At 58.1% G+C, this 18,580-nt stretch carries 15 protein-coding genes; 12 read left to right on the top strand and 3 right to left on the bottom strand.

Annotated features, from left to right (window positions below; all coding sequences use genetic code 11):
- Nucleotides 1-36: 36 nt before the first annotated feature.
- The 6 genes from QE435_RS06750 to QE435_RS06725 all read left to right on the top strand — a co-directional run bounded on the left by QE435_RS06750 (nucleotide 37) and on the right by QE435_RS06725 (nucleotide 7,655).
- Nucleotides 37-1,236 (top strand): glycosyl transferase family 1, encoded by a 1,200-nt coding sequence (locus QE435_RS06750; protein WP_349040710.1) that lies wholly within the window; start codon nucleotides 37-39, stop codon nucleotides 1,234-1,236.
- The gene (locus QE435_RS06745) at nucleotides 1,233-2,249 is read left to right on the top strand and encodes a glycosyltransferase family 2 protein (RefSeq protein WP_349040709.1); all 1,017 of its coding nucleotides are present in this window, start codon (nucleotides 1,233-1,235) and stop codon (nucleotides 2,247-2,249) included. The genes QE435_RS06750 and QE435_RS06745 overlap by 4 nt, the downstream gene beginning before the upstream one ends.
- Nucleotides 2,246-3,178 (top strand): glycosyltransferase family 2 protein, encoded by a 933-nt coding sequence (locus QE435_RS06740; protein WP_349040708.1) that lies wholly within the window; start codon nucleotides 2,246-2,248, stop codon nucleotides 3,176-3,178. The genes QE435_RS06745 and QE435_RS06740 overlap by 4 nt, the downstream gene beginning before the upstream one ends.
- Nucleotides 3,175-4,167, top strand: a complete 993-nt coding sequence (locus QE435_RS06735) for a glycosyltransferase family 2 protein (protein ID WP_349040707.1) — start codon at nucleotides 3,175-3,177, stop codon at nucleotides 4,165-4,167. The genes QE435_RS06740 and QE435_RS06735 overlap by 4 nt, the downstream gene beginning before the upstream one ends.
- Nucleotides 4,168-4,237: 70 nt before the next feature.
- On the top strand, nucleotides 4,238-6,586 hold the full coding sequence (locus tag QE435_RS06730; RefSeq protein WP_349040706.1) for a Wzz/FepE/Etk N-terminal domain-containing protein: 2,349 nt from the start codon (nucleotides 4,238-4,240) through the stop codon (nucleotides 6,584-6,586).
- Between the two features lie 124 nt (nucleotides 6,587-6,710).
- Entirely contained in the window at nucleotides 6,711-7,655 is a 945-nt protein-coding gene (locus QE435_RS06725) for a glyoxylate/hydroxypyruvate reductase A (protein WP_349040705.1), read from the top strand.
- A 65-nt stretch (nucleotides 7,656-7,720) separates the two neighbouring features.
- Here QE435_RS06725 and QE435_RS06720 read toward each other — a convergent pair whose 3' ends face one another.
- Both QE435_RS06720 and QE435_RS06715 read right to left on the bottom strand, forming a co-directional pair.
- Nucleotides 7,721-10,669 (bottom strand): PAS domain-containing protein, encoded by a 2,949-nt coding sequence (locus QE435_RS06720; protein ID WP_349040704.1) that lies wholly within the window; start codon nucleotides 10,667-10,669, stop codon nucleotides 7,721-7,723.
- A gap of 139 nt (nucleotides 10,670-10,808) precedes the next feature.
- Nucleotides 10,809-12,020 carry a TIGR03862 family flavoprotein gene (locus tag QE435_RS06715; RefSeq protein WP_349040703.1) on the bottom strand — a complete coding sequence of 404 codons (1,212 nt, stop codon included), beginning with the start codon at nucleotides 12,018-12,020 and terminating at the stop codon, nucleotides 10,809-10,811.
- A gap of 75 nt (nucleotides 12,021-12,095) precedes the next feature.
- On the opposite strand from QE435_RS06715, the gene QE435_RS06710 reads away from it, so the two are divergent.
- Genes QE435_RS06710 through QE435_RS06700 form a run of 3 tightly spaced genes read left to right on the top strand, consistent with a single transcriptional unit; the run spans nucleotide 12,096 to nucleotide 14,039 of the window.
- The gene (locus QE435_RS06710) at nucleotides 12,096-12,683 is read left to right on the top strand and encodes a YigZ family protein (protein ID WP_349040702.1); all 588 of its coding nucleotides are present in this window, start codon (nucleotides 12,096-12,098) and stop codon (nucleotides 12,681-12,683) included.
- Between the two features lie 52 nt (nucleotides 12,684-12,735).
- Nucleotides 12,736-13,404, top strand: a complete 669-nt coding sequence (locus tag QE435_RS06705; RefSeq protein ID WP_349040701.1) for a pseudouridine synthase — start codon at nucleotides 12,736-12,738, stop codon at nucleotides 13,402-13,404.
- Between the two features lie 8 nt (nucleotides 13,405-13,412).
- On the top strand, nucleotides 13,413-14,039 hold the full coding sequence (locus QE435_RS06700) for a class I SAM-dependent methyltransferase (RefSeq protein ID WP_349040700.1): 627 nt from the start codon (nucleotides 13,413-13,415) through the stop codon (nucleotides 14,037-14,039).
- Here the strand turns inward: QE435_RS06700 and QE435_RS06695 are convergent.
- Nucleotides 14,036-14,221, bottom strand: a complete 186-nt coding sequence (locus tag QE435_RS06695) for a hypothetical protein (protein ID WP_306928359.1) — start codon at nucleotides 14,219-14,221, stop codon at nucleotides 14,036-14,038. The genes QE435_RS06700 and QE435_RS06695 overlap by 4 nt on opposite strands.
- Nucleotides 14,222-14,403: 182 nt before the next feature.
- Here QE435_RS06695 and QE435_RS06690 point away from each other — a divergent pair, with 182 nt between their 5' ends.
- From QE435_RS06690 to QE435_RS06680, 3 genes are all read left to right on the top strand, one after another.
- On the top strand, nucleotides 14,404-15,627 hold the full coding sequence (locus QE435_RS06690) for a PQQ-dependent sugar dehydrogenase (protein WP_349040699.1): 1,224 nt from the start codon (nucleotides 14,404-14,406) through the stop codon (nucleotides 15,625-15,627).
- A 112-nt stretch (nucleotides 15,628-15,739) separates the two neighbouring features.
- Entirely contained in the window at nucleotides 15,740-16,756 is a 1,017-nt protein-coding gene (locus QE435_RS06685) for a DNA topoisomerase IB (RefSeq protein WP_349041146.1), read from the top strand.
- Nucleotides 16,757-16,894: 138 nt separating this feature from the next.
- Entirely contained in the window at nucleotides 16,895-18,550 is a 1,656-nt protein-coding gene (locus tag QE435_RS06680; RefSeq protein WP_349040698.1) for a phosphoethanolamine--lipid A transferase, read from the top strand.
- Nucleotides 18,551-18,580 lie beyond the last annotated feature (30 nt).

The following is an 18,580-nucleotide window of genomic DNA, read 5'->3' as shown; positions in this document are numbered from 1 at the left end:
CCTGCCCAAAGTCAGACGAAGATGAACGGATCGGACATGACCCACATTCTCTATTTTGCGCATGATCTGGCAGACCCCGCCATCCGCCGCCGCGTCATGACGCTGCAAGCGGGCGGCGCGACCGTCAGCCTTGCAGGATTCAGGCGCGCGGATAACGGGCTGGCTGACATCGATGGCCTCGTCCCGATCGATCTTGGGCAAACGGCCGATGGCCGCTTTGCTCAGAGAATGGCTTGCGTGGCAAAAGCGAGCCTCGCACTTCCAGCCAAGTTGTCGCCGGTGAAGAAGCCGGACGTGATCATTGCTCGCAATCTGGAAATGCTGGCGCTTGCCCGGCGCGCCGTCAGCCACTTTGGCGCGCATGTTCCGGTCGTCTATGAGTGTCTCGACATCCACAGGCTTCTGTTGAACGAAGGACTGCCCGGCAAACTGCTGAACGCCGTTCAGCGCGCGCTCGGGCGGAACGTCAAACTTCTCATCACAAGTTCACCGGCATTCGTGGAGAATTACTTCAAGCCCCGTTCCGGTCTTAACCTTCCCGTGCTGCTGCAGGAAAACAAAGTCCTGGCACTGGATGGCGACGACATGCCCGCCCCGTCCCCGCGTGTGCCGCAAGTGGGAGAACCATGGAAGATTGGCTGGTTCGGTGCATTGCGTTGCCGCAAGTCACTGCAGATCCTTGCAGACTTCGCCGCAAAGATGGACGGCAAGGTCGAAGTCGTCCTGCGCGGCCGCCCGGCCTATTCAGAATTCGATGACTTCGACAGCTTCGTCGCACGTGCGCCTCATCTCACTTTCTATGGCCCATACAAAAATCCGGAGGATCTGGCCTCGATCTATAACGATGTCCAGTTCACCTGGGCTATCGACTTCTTTGAAGAAGGACAGAACTCAAGCTGGCTCCTCCCAAACAGACTCTACGAAGGCGGTCTCCACGGCGCTCTTCCGATTGCGGTCGCAGGCACCGAAACGGCGCGCTTTCTGCAGCAGCGGAATATCGGTCATGTTCTTGAGAAAGCCAGCGTTGCATCGCTTGAAGCAATGTTCTCCGCACTGAGCGATGCCTCCTATCTGCAAAGCTTCCAGACGTTGGCCGCGATCGACCGGCAACAGTGGATTACAGACGTAGACGACTGCCGGGAGCTTGTCCGCGTGCTTCAATCCCTGACGATGCGACCGGATGGGCGCCCGGTCGATGCCGTTCCTTCGATGGCTTTGAGCGGGAGGACATCATGAAATCAGTCTCTGTTCCCGGCGTGAAGACATTGATCGTCATTCCCTGCCTCAACGAAGCACGGACGATCGACGATCTGCTGTTGAAATTTTCCAGCACATTGAATCATTCCGATGACCGGATCATCGTCGCGGATGGTGGCAGCGAGGATGGAACCCGTGACATCGTTGCCGCTTTCTCCAGACAGGATCAGCGCGTCATTCTGCTTGCCAACCCCAAGCGCATCCAGAGTGCGGGCATCAACCTGGCAGTAGAGGTCTTCGGAGAGGGCTACGACTATATGATCCGTATCGATGCGCATGGCGACTATCCGGACGACTATTGCCATCGTCTGCTGGAAGACGCTGTGGCGATGGGCGCGGATTCGGTGGTTGTCGCCATGGACACTGTTGGCCATGGCACGTTTCAGAGGGCGACCGCGGCAGCGCAGAATTCCAAGCTCGGCAATGGCGGCTCAAAGCATCGCGAGGGTGCCAAGGGTCGCTGGATCGATCACGGACATCATGCCCTGATGCGGATCGAGGCCTTCAAGGCGGTCGGCGGCTATGATGAAAGCTTCAGTCACAATGAGGACGCTGAACTCGATCACCGCCTGCGCAAGGCGGGCTTCCGCATCTGGATGACCGACAAGACACGCATGACCTATTATCCGCGCGCCAGCATCGGTCCGCTGTTTCGCCAATACATGGCCTATGGTCGGGGAAGAGCGAAGAACCTGCTGAAGCACCGCGCCATTCCGAAAATCCGCCAGATGATCCCGCTTGCGGTGTTGCCCTGTGCGGCTCTCGCGCTCTTCGGCTTTGTCCACTGGATCGCCCTTATCCCACTTTGCCTCTGGATTGCCGCATGTCTGGGCTATGGCCTCTGGATGGCAATTGGAGAGAAGAATCCTTACGGGCCGCTTGCGGCCGTCTCGGCAATGACCATGCATCTGGCCTGGTCGACAGGTTTTTGGTGTGAGCTTCTGGGCTCTTTCGCCACGCCCCAGCCACTTGCAGGAAAGGCTGTCTCGTGACCTATCATCCCGCAACTCATGAGAAAGTCGATATCGGCATCTGCACCTATCGCCGCCCGACGGTGGTGGATACGCTGCTCTCGCTGTTCCGGTTGGATGTGCCAGAGAACGTGTCCGTGCGTCTGATCGTCGCCGACAATGACGCAGAGCCATCCGCGCGGGAGCTGGTCAACGCCCTGCAACAGCGAGCGCCTTTCCCGATCCATTACGTCCATTGCCCGAAATCCAACATCTCGATTGCCCGCAATGCCTGCCTCTCCGAGTGCGAGGCCGACTATCTGGCCTTCATCGATGATGATGAGACCGCGCCTGCAAACTGGCTGACCGAGCTTTTGAAGACGGCACAGGAAACCCAAGCCGATGCCGTGCTTGGCCCGGTGACGGCGCTTTACGCGGAGGATGCGCCGGGCTGGATGACAAAGGGCGACTTCCACTCGACGCGGCCTGTCTGGGTCAATGGCGACATCATTACTGGCTACACCTGCAACACGCTTCTGCGCATGGCCTCTCCTGCGGTCAAAGGCCGGCGCTTCGCCCTGTCGCTCGGACAAAGCGGCGGGGAAGACACGCATTTCTTCACCCATATGCATCAGGACGGTGGACGCATCGCTTATTCAGAAAATGCCTTGCTGACAGAGCCTGTACCGCAAAGCCGTGCCAGCTTCATCTGGCTTGCCAAACGGCGCTTCCGCTCCGGCCAGACGCACGGACGTTTGCAGGCCGAGCAGAAGGCGGGGCTCAGACGCCTTCCGCTGATCCTGTCGACGGCCGCAAAGATCACCTATTGCGCGGCCACCACCTTTCTCACCGCTTTCGATCCTGTCCGTCGCAGCCGTTCGGCTCTGCGCACTTCGCTTCATGCGGGATCGCTAAGCGGCATCTTCGGCGTTCGTGAAATCCGCCAATATGGCACTGTGGAGGCTGCATGAGCGCATTGCAAACCGAACCGGATGTGACCTTCGTCATCGCGGCCTACAAGGCAGCCGATACGATTGTCGCGGCGATCGACAGCGCTCTGGCGCAAGAGAATGTCTCGCTTGAGGTGGTGGTGGTCGATGACTGCTCGCCGGACGAGACGCGCGCTGTCGTTCAAGCAGTGACCGAGCGCGATCCCCGCGTCAAACTGATAGCCCTCGACAGCAATCTCGGTCCAGGGGGCGCACGCAATGCCGGGATCGACGCTGCCCAGGGACGTTGGATCGCGGTACTCGATTCCGACGACATGGTCTATCCGGAGCGCATGGCGCAGATGATCGTGCGCGCCGAGAAAGCCAACGCGGATATCGCCGTCGACAATCTGGATGTCGTCTATAGCGACGGGCGCCCACGCGAGACGATGTTCGAGCCCGCCTTCCTGCAAGCAAGAAGGTTGCTCACACTCGAAGACTTCATCCGTTCCAACATCCTCTTCAAGTCGACTTTCAATTTTGGCTACGTAAAGCCGATTTTCCGTCGCGATTTCCTTAATGACCACGGCCTTCGCTTTCGCCAGGATCTGCGCATCGGCGAGGATTACCTTCTTCTGGCGTCAGCGCTCGCGTCTGGCGCCTCCTGTGTCATCGAACCAATGCCTGGATATATTTATAATATCCGACAGGGCTCGATTTCGCGCGTGCTCGAACTCCATCACGTCGATGCGATGATCGCCGCAGACAAGGAATTCTTGCGCCAATACGCGCTTCTGCCGGCCGCGATGGACGCGCAGGCCGAAAGAACGAGAAGCCTTATCCAGGCCAGGCACTTCCTGATGCTGGTCGACAGCATCAAACGACGCTCCGTATCAGACACGATCAGGATCGCGCTTCGCGACCCTGCCGCAGTCAAACATCTCCGCATGCCGATTTCCATCAGACTGCAAAAGCTGAAGAAAACGCTTTTTCCTTCAGCCTTATCTTCGGCAATGCCGGCCAGAAACTGAACGCAGCGGGACAGCCGAAGGCAATCCACTGCCACGCGTCACGCGCCCATAAAAATGACAAGGTAGGTCCATGAACCAGAAAACCTTTAGATCGAACGGCCATTTCCCGGACCCTGCAAAGGATTCCGACACCTTTATCGACCTCGACCGCCTGTGGGCTGCTGTGGTACGCCGGGCCAATATCATTGGCGCTTGCGTCGTCGCGAGCATGGTTCTGGCCGGACTTTACCTTGTTCTGGCAACCCCGGTTTATACCGCAATGACGCAGGTGCTTCTCGACGAAAGCCTGTCTCGTTACGCCGAGGAGGAGAGCCCGGTCCCTGCAGCCCAGGTCATCGACAACCGTATCGCCAGCGCTGTTGAAATCCTGAAGTCGAAAGAGATGGCTCTGACGGTCGTGGACAAGGCAAAGCTTGACGAGAATGACACCATCGTCAACCCGCCGACGGGCCCTGTCGATATCGTCAAATCCTCCGTCAAAGCCGTGGTCGACCTGCTGACACCAAGCGATACGCCCGCCTCAGAAGAGGCAATCCGCAACGGCAAGCGTGAAAAGGCCGCTGCCGTTATTCAACAGGCGCTGACGGTGGAACGCGTCGGTCGAAGCTCGGTTATTGCGATCTCCATTCGCTCCACCGACCGCCAGCTTGCCGCCAACATCGCCAAGACCTACGCCAACTCCTATCTGACCGAACAGTTGAACGCCAATTTCGATGCATCGGAACGCGCTTCGGTCTGGCTACAGGAACGTCTGACGGATCTCAATCAGCGCGCGCAGGCCGCTTCGCTCGCCGTCGAAAAATACAAGTCCGACAACAACATTGTATCGTCGCGAGGCGAGTTGATGTCGGAAGGCCAGCTTGCCGATCTGAACGGGCAATTGATTGCAGCGCAGGCCGATGCAGCGACGGCACAGGCGCGCTACTCTCAATACAAGTCGATTATCGACCAGGGGCCGGACAACGCGGTCAATAACGCTGTCGTTTCGGCACGCGACACCGACAATACGGTCATTCAGGATCTGCGCAAACGCTACATCGGCATTTCGGACCGAGAGCGCGGCGTGATCCAGCAGTTTGGCAAGGATCATCCGCAGGCTATCGCTCTCGAGGCCGAGAAAAAGGATTTGGCGGGCCAGATCTACCAGGAACTTCAGCAGCTGACTGGTAGCTTCAAAAATGAATTCGATGTCACCCAGTCACGTGTGCAGTCCTTGCGCGATAACATCGACCGGGTGGCCGGCCGCAACTCCCAGACCAACATAACGATGGTCAAGCTTCGGGAGCTGGAACAGCAGGCAACGGCGCTGAAGACCCTTTACGAGTCCTATCTCGGCCGCTTCGAAGAGGCTTCGCAGAAGCAGTCCTTCCCGATTGCAAAGGCACGCGTCATCTCCGAAGCCGGCCTGCCGACATCGCCCTCAAGCCCGAAAAAGACCATGACGATGGCGCTGTCGATCGTGCTTGGCCTGATGCTCGGTGGCGGCCTAGCCGCGGTGCTGGAATTCCGGGATCGCTACTTCCACACCGGCGCCGACGTGCGTGACAATCTGCGGATGCGCTTCCTGGGCTACCTGCCGTTCATTGGCGAAAAAGGCGTCGAAACCGGAAAGTCGGAAACTGGCGCGGCCACGCCGGATGTGCCTGATACCAATATCGAAGACAACGGGCAGGTCTCTTTCCAAAAGATGCTGCGGCTTGCCGTGGACAGCCCGCGCTCCAGCTTCACCGAGACGCTGCGCAACGTGAAACTGACGGCCGATGTGGTGATCCAAGAGCGTCAGTGCCGTGTGATTGGCGTGATCTCCTGCTTGCCGAATGAAGGCAAGTCGGTCGTGGCGCTCAATCTCGCAGGCCTGATCGCCACGACTGGCAAGCGGACGCTGGTGGTGGATGCCGATATTCGCAATCCCGGCCTCAGCCGCATGTTGACCACACGCCAGTCGGCAGGCCTCGTCGAAGTCGTTCTGGATGATGTTCCATGGACCAAGGCAGTCAAGGTCGACAGCCGCACCAAGATGGGCATTCTGCCGGTCTCCGTCAGCAATCAGTTCGCCCATTCGAGCGAATTGCTCGCGTCCGCGGGTATGCGCAAGTTCATGGAATCGGCCCGTGAAGCCTGCGATTACATCATCGTTGACTTGGCGCCAGTCGTACCGGTGATCGATGCCAAGGCCTTTGCCTCGCAGGTGGATGGCTTCGTGTTCGTCACCGAATGGGGCAAGACACCGATCCAGATGGTTCAAAACCTGATGAACCACGAACCGGAAATCGCCAGCAAGACACTGGGTATCGTTTTGAACAAGACGGATATGGCGGAGCTTCAGCGCTATGCAGACCCCGGTGGCTCTGAACATTACCACGAGCAGTTCGGCGCCTATTATGCCGACGCCAAAAAGCCCGTGCCGGAAACGGTTTGATCAAGCAACAAAATGCCCGCCATCAAGCGGGCATTTCTCATGTCAGGCACTATAGCGGGGTGGATTTCCAGATCATTTTCCGACTTTATGTCGGCTCAGCCGATCTTATTCAGGACAATGACCCATGACCTCCCCTATCGCTTATGTTTCCCGATCAGCCGATGATGAGGAGGCGACATGGATCGAAACGCTTTCGAAGGCGATGCCGGGGGAAAAGATTGTCTCCATACGGCAGATGACGGAGGAGCAGCGGCAAGCCGCTGAGATCGCGATCGTCGCCAATCCCGATCCCGCTGACATTGCCAGGCTTCCCGGACTGAAATGGATCCACAGCCTCTGGGCTGGCGTGGAACGGATCGTTTCGGAACTTGGGCCAACCGCTCCCCCCATCGTGCGGCTGACAGACCCGGAACTGGCACGCGTCATGGGAGAAGCGGTTCTCGCCTGGACCTATTACCTGCATCGCAACATGCCGGACTACCGACAACAGCAGGAAAAGAAGATCTGGAAAGACTTGGAATACCGCCATCCCAAAGACGTCACGGTCGGTCTGATCGGGCTTGGCCTGCTTGGCACCGAATCCGCGAAACGTCTTCTAAGCGCCGGTTTCGATGTCATGGGCTGGAGCCGCTCGCTGAAAGACCTTGAAGGCGTGGCGACGGTATCGGGCGAAGAGGGGCTGAACGAGCTTCTGGCAAAAAGCGATATCGCCGTCTGCCTGGTTCCGTTGACGGCAGAGACCCGTGGCCTCATCAATGCCCGTCGCTTGCAGCGCATGAAGCCGGGCGCATCGATCATCAATTTCGCCAGGGGCGCGGTTATCGTAGCCGATGATCTTCTGTCCTCTCTGGACAGCGGTCATATCGCCCACGCCGTTCTCGATGTCTTCGAGAAAGAGCCTCTAGACCAGGGTTCACCGTTCTGGAGCCATCCGAACGTTACCGTTCTTCCCCATATCTCGGCGCCGACCGACCCAGGCTCATCTGCCGCAATCGTCGCTCAAAACATCCACAATTGGCGAAAGACCGGTGAATTGCCGATGACGGTCGATATGCAGCGGGGCTATTGATCAAGACGGTGAGCCATCGATCAAGCGTGTCACGATTTAAAATCGTGACACGCCCTGATAGCTGATCAGGAATTGCTCATCGCCTGACCGATGGCATAGCGCACATCGTTCTCATTATAGGGCTTGCACAGCAGGACGGCTCCTGCCGGCGCGTTCTTTGGCAGGAAATTGTCACCTGTGGCAAACACCACCGCAATGTCCGGCTTGCGCTGCTTCACCAGAACGGCGAGTTCCGCACCACCCATATCCGGCAGCCCAAGATCGGTGACCAGAATATCGACCTCTTCCCGATCGAGAAGATCGAGCGCCTGCGTTGCATTCGCGGCTTCGACCACCATGTGACCGACCTCGGTCAGAATATCGGTCGTGTTCATGCGGATCAAATCGTCGTCCTCAACCAGCAAAACACGCAGCATATCCTTTGCCTCCACCTTCGTCGGTTCACTGGCGACAGGGTGATCCGCTATGCGGTCGCGCCCGGATTCGACTCTCTGCTTCTGGTTGGCGATCACATGCCGCAGACGGCGGGCGAGCGCTTCACGCGTATAGGGCTTCGACAGAAGCTCGACACCCGGATCCAACTTGCCGCCATGGACAATCGAGTTTTCCGTGTAGCCGGAGGTGAACAGGATGGCGAGATGCGGCATGCGCTCCTTGACCCGGCGCGCCATTTCGCTGCTCTTCAACGGACCTGGCATCACCACGTCGGTAAAGATGACGTCGATCGGCACGCCGCTTTCGGCAACCGTCAAGCCTGCCTGCGCATCACGCGCCGTCAGGACTCGATAACCGAGATCGGTCAGCATCTCGACAACGGTGCCACGGACCTCGTCATCATCCTCCACGACCAGAACGGTTTCAGAGCCGCCGACAACCGGTCCGTTATGAACGACGATCTCCCTGTCTTCATCCGCCATGGAGCGCGGCAGGTAGATGCGCACTGTGGTACCCTGCCCCAGCTCGGAGTAGATTTTCACATGGCCGCCGGATTGCTTGACGAAGCCGTAAACCATCGACAGGCCAAGGCCCGTCCCCTTGCCTTCAGGCTTGGTGGAAAAGAAGGGTTCGAACACGCGATCGAGGATTTCCGGTCGCATGCCGGAGCCGGTATCGGTGACGGCAAGCATGACATATTGACCCGGCTCGACCTCCGCATGATTGCGCGCATAGTCCATATCGAGAGAGGCATTACCGACTTCGATCGTCAGCTTCCCGGTGCCCTCCATGGCGTCTCGCGCGTTGATGGCAAGGTTGAGAAGTGCGTTCTCGACCTGGGTCGGATCGGCATAGGTGTTCCACAAGCCGCCTGCGGTGATCACTTCGACCTCGACGGCCTCGCCAAGCGAGCGTCTGAGAAGATCGTCCATGCCAGCGACGAAGCGACCGACATTGATGACGCGCGGCTCCAGCGCCTGACGACGGCCGAAGGCCAGGAGCTGGCTTGCAAGTTTCGCACCACGGCTGACGCCAGCCAGCGCGTTGCCGACGCGACGTTCGGCTCTTTCGTTGCCGGCCACATCCTTGGCAAGAAGCTGGAGATTTCCGGCAATCACTTGAAGCAGGTTGTTGAAATCATGCGCGACGCCGCCGGTCAGCTGGCCGATCGCTTCCATCTTCTGCGCCTGCTGTAACGCAATCTCCGTCTGGCGACGTTCGGCAATTTCCTTCTCAACGCGTGCTTCGAGCCCTTCGTTCAACTGACGAAGCTGATCTTCAGCGCGAATACGGTGACGGATTTCGCGTTCGAGATTGGCGGCATGCTCTTTCAGCGCCACCTCGGCAGTGCGTTGCTCGGTGATGTCGGTGTGGACGCCGACCCACTCTATAATCTCAGATTGCGCATTGATAATCGGCACGCCGCGAATAGCATAGGTGCGATAGACACCATCGCGACGGCGAACGCGATGTTCCCAGACATATGTTGCTTTGGCCGCGACGGCGCGGTTCCAGCTATTGATCGAGCCTTCGCGATCTTCCGGATGAACCGCCTCTGCCCAACCGAAACCTTGATACTCGTCATAGCTTTGGCCGGTCAGCTGTGACCAGGCAGGCTGTTCACCGAGCATCCGGCCTTCAGGGCTGTTCGTCCACAAGACACCGTGTACAGCTTCGACGGCAGCTTTAAAGCGGCTGTTGCTGACGAGAATGTCCCGCTCGGCCTGCTTCCTCGTCTCAATATCGATGATGAGGATATAGCAGCCGTCGACGTCGCCCCTGTGGTCACGCCTCGGCACATAACGGATTTCAGCCGCATGCCGCGTCCCATCCGGGCGCTGGATGCTGCTGTCGGAGACGATCTGCTCGCCCGCCATGGCCCGTTGAATGAATGGCTTGCGCTCATTGAAGAATGTCTCGCCCACGACATCGATGACGCGCTTCCCGAGAACCTCCTCAGGCGCACGGCCGAACCACTCCAGATAGCCCTCGTTGGCGAAACGATAGGTGTAATTTAAGTCGATGAAGCCGACGAGGATTGGAAGGGCAGAGGTCAGGCGGCTGAGTTCTTCACGGCTTGCGGCCAGTTCCTGAACGGTCTTCACCTTCTCGGTGTTTTCCAGAACCGTGCACAAGACGCCTTCGACAATACCCGCGTCATTATAGATCGGCGTGTAGAAGAGATCGAAGACGACCTCCTCCGGTGCACCGTTGCGATGCAGAACCATTTTCTGATCGCGAAAGGACTGTATTTCCCCGCGGAAACCCGCTTCCAGGATCTTTTCGTTCCAGTCCCAGATTTCCGGCCATATGCCGGGGACAGTGCCGCCGAGAGCGCGCGGGTGGTAGTTTCCGGCAATTTCGGTGTAGCCGTCATTATAGATCATCACATGATCCGGCCCCCACATCAAAACCTGCGGTATGGGTGAATTGACGACCGAGTTCACCTTAAGCCGAAGGGTCTGCGACCAATGCGCAATCGGTCCAAGCGATGTCTTGGACCAGTCAAAAGCGCGGACCAAGGCACCTGCCTCTCCACCGCCGACGGGCCAACTCGCAAAAGCACCCATATCAGTCATGCAAATTCACCCACAAGAACATCGACTTGTCACGCCAAGTCTTGAGTACAGGAAATAGAAGCAGGCTTCGCTTATCTATTTGAACGCACTTATCAAGCTTTTTTTCATGCGCGACGCAAGAGGCATGACAATCATGTGACTAACAGACCTTTATCAACCAATGAAGCAGGCCTCGTGCGGCCGCTTTTCCCGTTGCAAAACAGGTCGTTAGCAGGTAGCCGCCAGTGGGTGCCTCCCAGTCCAGCATCTCGCCTGCGACGAAGGTGCCGGGTAGCGATTTCAGCATATAGTTCTGGTCGATGCTCTCCCAGCGAATCCCACCAGCGCTCGATATCGCCTCGGCTATCGGTCGCGGCGAGGAAAGAGCAAGTGGAACCGCCTTGATCAGCCGAGCGAGCTCGCTGGCCGACATGTGCTGTGGGACCGCGCATTCTCGCAACAGTGCGATCTTCACCGGGGAAAGCCCGGCGCTTTTGCGTAGTTTGTTCGACACACTATCCTTGCTGGGCGCACGCGCCAGATCTCGGGCAAGACGCTCCTCGGAACGGCCCGGCGCCAAATCGATGGTTAGGAAAGTTCGGCGGCCTTCTTGCAGACTGTCACGCAACGCAGCGGCGTGCGCATAGATCAGCGTCCCCTCCACCCCATTCTGCGTGATCACGAACTCCCCTTCGAAGCGACCCGCGTCGGAGGTGGTCACGACGGATTTGACAGGCTCTCCAGCGAAGCGCTCGCGAAAATACTCGCTCCACGCCACGTCGAACCCGCAATTGGCCGGTTGGAAATCCGCGACATCGACACCTGCCTGTCTCAGACCGCCCACCCACTGGCCCGTCGAACCGAGCCTCGGCCAGCTGGCTCCCCCCAGCGCAAGCAGGACCGCATCGGGCCTGATCTCCACCTGCCCCTCCGGCGTTTCGAAAAGAAGCGTGCCATCATCGAGACCGATCCAGCGATGACGGAGCTTGATCTCCACCCCCCGCTCAGAGAGGCGGCTGAGCCAGGCCCGTAACAGAGGGGAGCCCTTCATCGCCTTAGGAAAAACGCGGCCAGATGTTCCGACAAAAGTCTCCTGCCCCAAGGCCTCCGTCCACTCGCGCAACATCTGTGGCGTAAACTCGTCAAGCGCGCCTTTGAGCCGCGCTTCTGAGGCGCCGAAGCGCGTGGTGAATCGGTCGTAATCCTCACCATGTGTGATGTTGAGGCCAGACTTGCCCGCCATCAGAAACTTGCGCGCAACGGTCGGCATTGCTTCATAGACAGTTACGTCCACATCCGATGTGGATAATTCCTCGGCAGCCATCAGACCTGCCGGACCTCCACCGATGATCGCAATCTGTTTTCTTCGCATTGCCCACTGCTACCCTTCGCCTTTCGGTCTTCTTAGAGCGTTTGCCGCGACGCGTATATGCGCTATTAAGGCGTCATGTTCACGCTGATCCGAACGGAAACTTTTGAACAGGACATCAAGAAGAGCCGCTTTATCGCGACGGCAGGTCCTGCTGCCAATGAGGGCGCTGCAAGACGCTTCATAGCCGACAATTCGGTCGCGGCGGCCAACCACAATTGCTGGGCATGGCGCGTCGGACAAAGCTACCGTTTCAACGATGACGGCGAACCGTCCGGCACGGCCGGTAAACCGATTCTCCAGGCGATTGACGGAAATGAGCTCGATCACATCGCCGTCGTCGTTACGCGCTGGTTCGGCGGCATTCTGCTTGGAAGCGGCGGGCTTGTTCGCGCCTATGGCGGAACGGCGGGGTCCTGTCTCAGGAACGCCGAAAAGGCTGCCATCATTCCGGCTCATCAACTAACGCTGTCCTGCGGCTTCTCCGACCTCGCGCTTGTCAAAGCCCGCCTGCTGTCGGTCGACCATCTGGTCATCGAGAGCGAGACATTTACCGGCTCAGGGGCGGACCTCAACCTTTCCATACCGTCAAGCGAGGCGCAACGCGTCGCGCAGATGATTCAAGACATCACCAGTGGGCGTGTCCTTCTGCCACTGGTGGAATAGACCGTCAGGCGGCGCTCTGGCGTGTCGCGCAAATCATGCTATGAGGCTTCGCATGTCTGGCCAATTGCACAACCCGATCTACAACCCGCCGCTGGAGCCCTATATCTCGATCCTTCACCGGGATGAGAGCCTGTTGGTGCTGGATAAGCCGAGCGGTCTGCTTTCAGTGCCGGGAAAAGATCCGGCGCTGGCTGACAGTCTCGCGACCCGCGTTCAAAAGCAATTTCCATCGGCGTTGATGATCAACCGGCTCGACAAGGACACCTCCGGGATCGTCTTGATGTCATTGAACAAGAAGGCCCATGCCGCTATCGCAAGCCAGTTCGAAAACCGCACGACGACGAAAATCTACAAGGCGATCGTCTGGGGAGAGGTCATGGGCGAAAGCGGCGAAATCGATCTTCCACTGGCGATCGATCCGGACAACAAGCCGCGGCATCGCGTGGACTGGGACAACGGTCGGGCAGCACAGACACAATGGCGCGTTCTGGAACGTCTGTCCCTTCCCGCCACACGGCTGGAACTGCGTCCCTTAACCGGGCGGACACATCAATTGCGGGTGCATATGAAGGCGCTTGGTCACGCCATTCTCGGCGATGAATTTTATGCCGGTGGCGAAGCCCTTGCCGCAGCACAGCGGCTTCTACTGCACGCCGAAGAACTGGGCTTCAGACATCCGTACGGTCACGATGTGACATTCCGTGTTCCTGCTCCCTTCTGAGACGAGCCATGGCAAAAAAAGACGCAGAAGAGTTTGTCGTTGATTTTGTCGGGGGAGCCGTCGGGCACCGACTGCGCTCGGGCGAAGGACGGGGACAGGCTTTGCCAAAGGCCGCCGGCTTCACCAAGGGCCGGACACCCTTCGTCGTCGATGCGACGGCGGGTCTTGGCCGCGATGCATTTCTGCTCGCCTCGCTCGGCGCCAATGTCACACTGATCGAGCGATCACCAGACATGTACGTCCATTTGCAGGACGGAATTGCCCGCGCAAAAGCCGAAGGCGGTATCTACGAGGAAATTGCGTCCAGAATGACATTGCTTCACGGCGACTCCAGAGAGTTGCTCAAGACGTTGTCACCCGACGTAGTGGTTGTCGATCCGATGCACCCGCCACGCCACAACAGCGCGTTGGTGAAAAAGGAAATGAGAGTGCTGCGGGATGTTGTGGGTTCAGATCCGGACCAGCGGGAACTGATGGAAGCAGCGCTGCAAGCTGCGCGCAAAAGAGTTGTATTGAAATGGCCGGTTCGGGCTGCGCCTATGGAGGGGCTTCAGAAGCCCTCCCATCAGATTTCCGGAAAGAACACGCGCTACGATGTGTTCATGATATTCCGGGACGAGCCTCTCGCCGATTAACGAAATACCGGCTTGCGCTGGGCGTTCATCAAAAGCTCATGACGCGATGCAAAATCTCCGAAAAGTTTGCGAAGACGCTTCTCTTCAGACTCATCCAGTCGATAACGACGGCAAAATTCCATAACACTCAAAATTGGCTTGACCTCGGCTGTGTCAAGCTCTTCCTTGTCCAATCTTTGCATAATGCCCTCCTGACCGACCGAGATTAACGCTGGCGGAAGAAGAACGTTCCCGAATAAATCGTGTAGACGAGAATTTGCAGGATTGGACACGTAACGATCAAGTTTTCTTGACCTTGCGGTGATGCAACTTAAAAAACACCGAAATGTTCCCGATCCGCTCAATTAAACTGGAAGGGAGTTCCATGCCGCGCGTTCGATACCTGCTAACCACCACGCTTCTGTCTGCCATTCTCACCGTTCCCGGCTACGCTTTCGCGCAATCCGCAAGCCCGGTTGAAACGAACCCGCCCCATGGAAAAAACCAGACACCCGCCTTTGAAGGGCAGACGCGGGCTCCACAGCCAGACAAGATGCCATCGCTGCAAAAGACCGTCGTTGCTGACGACCTTCCACATCTCTGGTCGATGGCGCTTCTGCCCGACGGCCGTATGCTTGTTGCCGCCAAGGAAGGTGCGATGCACATCGTGAAGGATGGCAAGGCCGGTCCTGCCATCGAGGGCGTGCCAGAAGTCGCGTCATCCGGGCAAGGTGGCCTTCTCGATATTGCTTTGGCTCCTGATTTCGATACATCTGGCATGGTCTACTTCTCCTTTTCCGAACCACGCGATGGCGGCAACGGCACGTCGGTCGCTTCGGCAAAGCTGATCGAGACGAACGGGACCGCGGTTCTTGAAAACACCAACGTCATCTTCCGTCAGATGCCCACATACGATGGAGACAAGCACTTCGGATCGCGTCTCGTCTTCGGTAACAATGGCGAGCTTTATGTCACGGTCGGCGAGCGTTCGGACAAGGAGCCCCGCGTTCAGGCACAGGATCTCTCCAGCGGGCTGGGCAAGGTGTTCCGCATCGACACCAGCGGCAAGGCGCTCCAGGATAATCCTTTCGTCGGCCGCGAAAATGCCCTGCCGGAAATCTGGAGCTATGGCCATCGCAACATTCAGTCAGCCGCGCTCGATGGCGACGGACGCCTCTGGACCGTCGAACACGGTCCGAAAGGCGGCGACGAACTGAACCTGCCCAAGGCCGGACTGAACTATGGCTGGCCCGTGATCACCTATGGCATCGAATATAGCGGAGACAAGGTCGGCGAGGGCGCAACCGCCAAGGAGGGTATGGAGCAGCCCACCTATTATTGGGATCCGGTCGTCGGCCCGTCCGGCATGGTCTACTACAATAGCGACGCCATTCCCGAGTGGAAAGGCTCGTTCCTGATCGGTGGCTTGGTCACCCAGGGTCTCGTGGTGCTGAAGATGGACGGAGACAAGGTGGTTTCGGAAGGGCGACTGCCGCTGGAAGCGCGCATCCGCGATGTCGAGCTTGGCAAGGACGGCGCCGTTTACGCTGTGACCGAAGAGCGTGGCGGCGGCAAATCTCAGATCATTCGTCTGGCACCGGACGCCTGATCAACCGGAGTCTGATCAAATTGAAGGGAGCGGGCATGTTCCGCTCCTTTTTCTGGAACGGACATCTGTTCAGCGCAGTTATTTGAGAAAACTCGAAGGCAGCGCCAAGATCATGAACCAGCACCCTGTCCGGCTCCTCAAGAAAATCGGCTTAACCTATGTCAGCGACCAAGAGCCCGGTATCGCCCGTGAGCGGCGCGGCAAGGGGTTTTCCTACCGCCTTCCCGACGGGACGCTGCTTTCCGACAAGATAGAAATCACACGCATACGGTCGCTCGCAATTCCCCCAGCCTATCAACGCGTCTGGATATGCATCGAACCCTCGGGTCATCTCCAGGCAACCGGCTTCGACGCAAGAGGGCGAAAACAATACCGCTATCACGTAGACTGGCATGCATTTCGCGGCGAAACAAAGTTCTTCCAGCTGAAGTCGTTCGGTGAGGCATTGCCGGCAATTCGCCGCCGGGCGCTTTCCCACATCGAGAAGGACATCAACAGCCAGAACAGGACGCTTGCGGCGTTGATTCTTCTTCTTGACGCCGCCTATCTGCGCGTCGGCAACAAGACCTATCTCGAAAGCAACGGGACCTACGGTGCGACGACCCTTCTCAAGCGTCACGTGTCGCTCGGCGAGACGATCGAACTTCGTTTCATCGCAAAAGGTGGACAGAAGGTGCGCCGCAGCCTCCGTCATCCCCGGCTGCAAAAGATTCTGGAGGAGATTGCCGATTTACCCGGCAAGCAGCTCTTCGTTTGGCAAGATGAGAACCATATGGTCCATCCCATCGATTCCAGCGCGCTCAACAGCTACCTGTCCGAAACTGCGGGCGAAGGTATTTCGGCCAAGACCTTCCGCACCTGGGGCGGCACGCTTGCGGGCTTCTGCCACGCCGCCGAGAGACTGGCGAGTGGCAGCGCCCCGACCATCAAGAGCATTTGCGAGGCAGCCGCCGAAGAACTCTCCAACACGCCAGCCATCTGCCGCAAAAGCTATGTCCACCCCTCCGTTCTCGATCTGGCGACCGAACCGAAGGCGATCAAGCGGCTGGAAACCGTTTTGGAAACGCCGACAAAGACCATCTCGGGACTACGAGCAGACGAGCGGCGGCTCATCTCCTACCTCCCCTAATTTAGAAATATCTTTATGGACGGACTGATCCGTTCAGTCTCGTGTCAGCAAATCTCTCCAGAAGGCGTTGATTAGCCGGAAAAGCAAAACGCGCTCACGCGCGTCCGGTGCATCGATTGGCACGAGGAGAGTGGGCGCTTGGCACCTTTGACAGATCATCTGGACGGCAGCGAAATCCGTCGTCCCGAAATCGGCAGCATTACCTTGAGCGTCATCGCCGCTCTCTATCTGCTGTTCTTCATGAACCAGACATTCTGGTCGAAGGTTAACACCCACCTGTCCGCCTATCCCGTCGCGATCTACGCGCTCTATGTGGCCATGGCGGCGCTTTTTGCCGCACTGCTCATCACCTTCTCGGCAAAATACATCATGAAGCCGATCCTGATGGTGCTGATTACCATTTCCGCGCTTTGCTCCTGGTTCATGGATCGCTTCGGCGCGGTGATCGACCGCGACATGGTCCGCAACGCGTTCGAGACGACCACCGGCGAAGCAAACAATCTGATCACCTCCGCCTTCCTTCTGCACATGGCGATCTACGCGCTGGTTCCCATCCTGCTTCTCGCTTTCGTGCGCATCCGCCACCGTCCGATTCTCGGCAAGTTGTTCTGGAATACGCTGAGCGTGATTGCATGCCTCGTCATCATCGGCGGCATTGGCGCGATGAATTCCAAGACCTTCACGACTGCGATCCGTCAGCACCGGGATATCGTCAAAAGCCTGAATCCGATTTCGCCACTCTTTGCGACGGCGCATTACTTCCAGATCGCAAATAAGGAAGCACAGTTGACCGTCACGCAGACCGGCCTCGACGCGAAGGTGAAACCTCCTGTCATTGCCGTCGGAAAACCGCGCGTGACCGTCGTCGTCGCAGGCGAAACCGCACGTGCGGCCAACTTCTCGCTGAATGGCTATGGCCGCGAAACCAACCCTGAGCTCAAGAAGAGAGACGTGATCTATTTCCCGAGCACGGTCAGTTGCGGCACCTCTACAGCGATTTCAATCCCTTGCATGTTCTCGAAGTTCACCCGCTCGGAATATACCCACAGCAAGGCGCTCTCCAATGAGAACCTCATGGATGTTCTGGTGCATGCCGGGGTCGACTCGCAGTGGCTGGACAACGACACCGGAAGCAAGGGCGTGGCGGACCGCATTCCCTATTTCGATTTGAGCGCAACCCGCGATGCCACCTTCTGCAAGACCGGCGAATGCAGTGACGATATCTTCCTCGACAGGCTCGACAGCTGGCTCGACCGCGTCACCAAGGACAGCGTCATCGTCATCCACCAGCTCGGTAGCCACGGCCCGTCCTACTATCTCCGTTATGGCGATCAGTTCAGGACATTTACGCCGGACTGCCGCACCTCGGAACTTGGCAATTGCAAGGACGAAGAGATCGTCAACTCCTACGACAACACGATCCTTTATACCGACCATTTCCTCTCTGCCATCATCGACAAGCTGAAGGCCCGCTCCGATAGGCTCGCCACCGGAATGCTCTATGCCTCCGATCACGGCGAATCTCTTGGCGAGAACGGGCTTTATCTCCACGGCGCGCCTTACATGCTCGCCCCAGCAGAGCAGACGCATGTTCCCTTCCTGGTGTGGATGGACAATGACTTCGCGCGCTCCATGGGCGTCGACCGCGCCTGCCTTGCCGATGAGGCAAAGGCCGGTGGTAAATCCCATGACAATTTCTTCCACAGTATTCTTGGGATGATGAACGTCTCCACCTCCGTCTACGACCCGTCGCTCGACGTGTTCCACGCGTGCCAGTCGAAGCCCACGACATGATGCGCATGTGCCTTGACGACGAACCGCCCG

The sequence above is a fragment of the Agrobacterium sp. SORGH_AS 787 genome, from assembly GCF_030819035.1.
In the GTDB taxonomy this organism is placed as follows: domain Bacteria; phylum Pseudomonadota; class Alphaproteobacteria; order Rhizobiales; family Rhizobiaceae; genus Agrobacterium; species Agrobacterium larrymoorei_B.
Note: the sequence above shows the minus strand (reverse complement) of the source record. Positions and strands in the feature narration are given on the sequence as shown.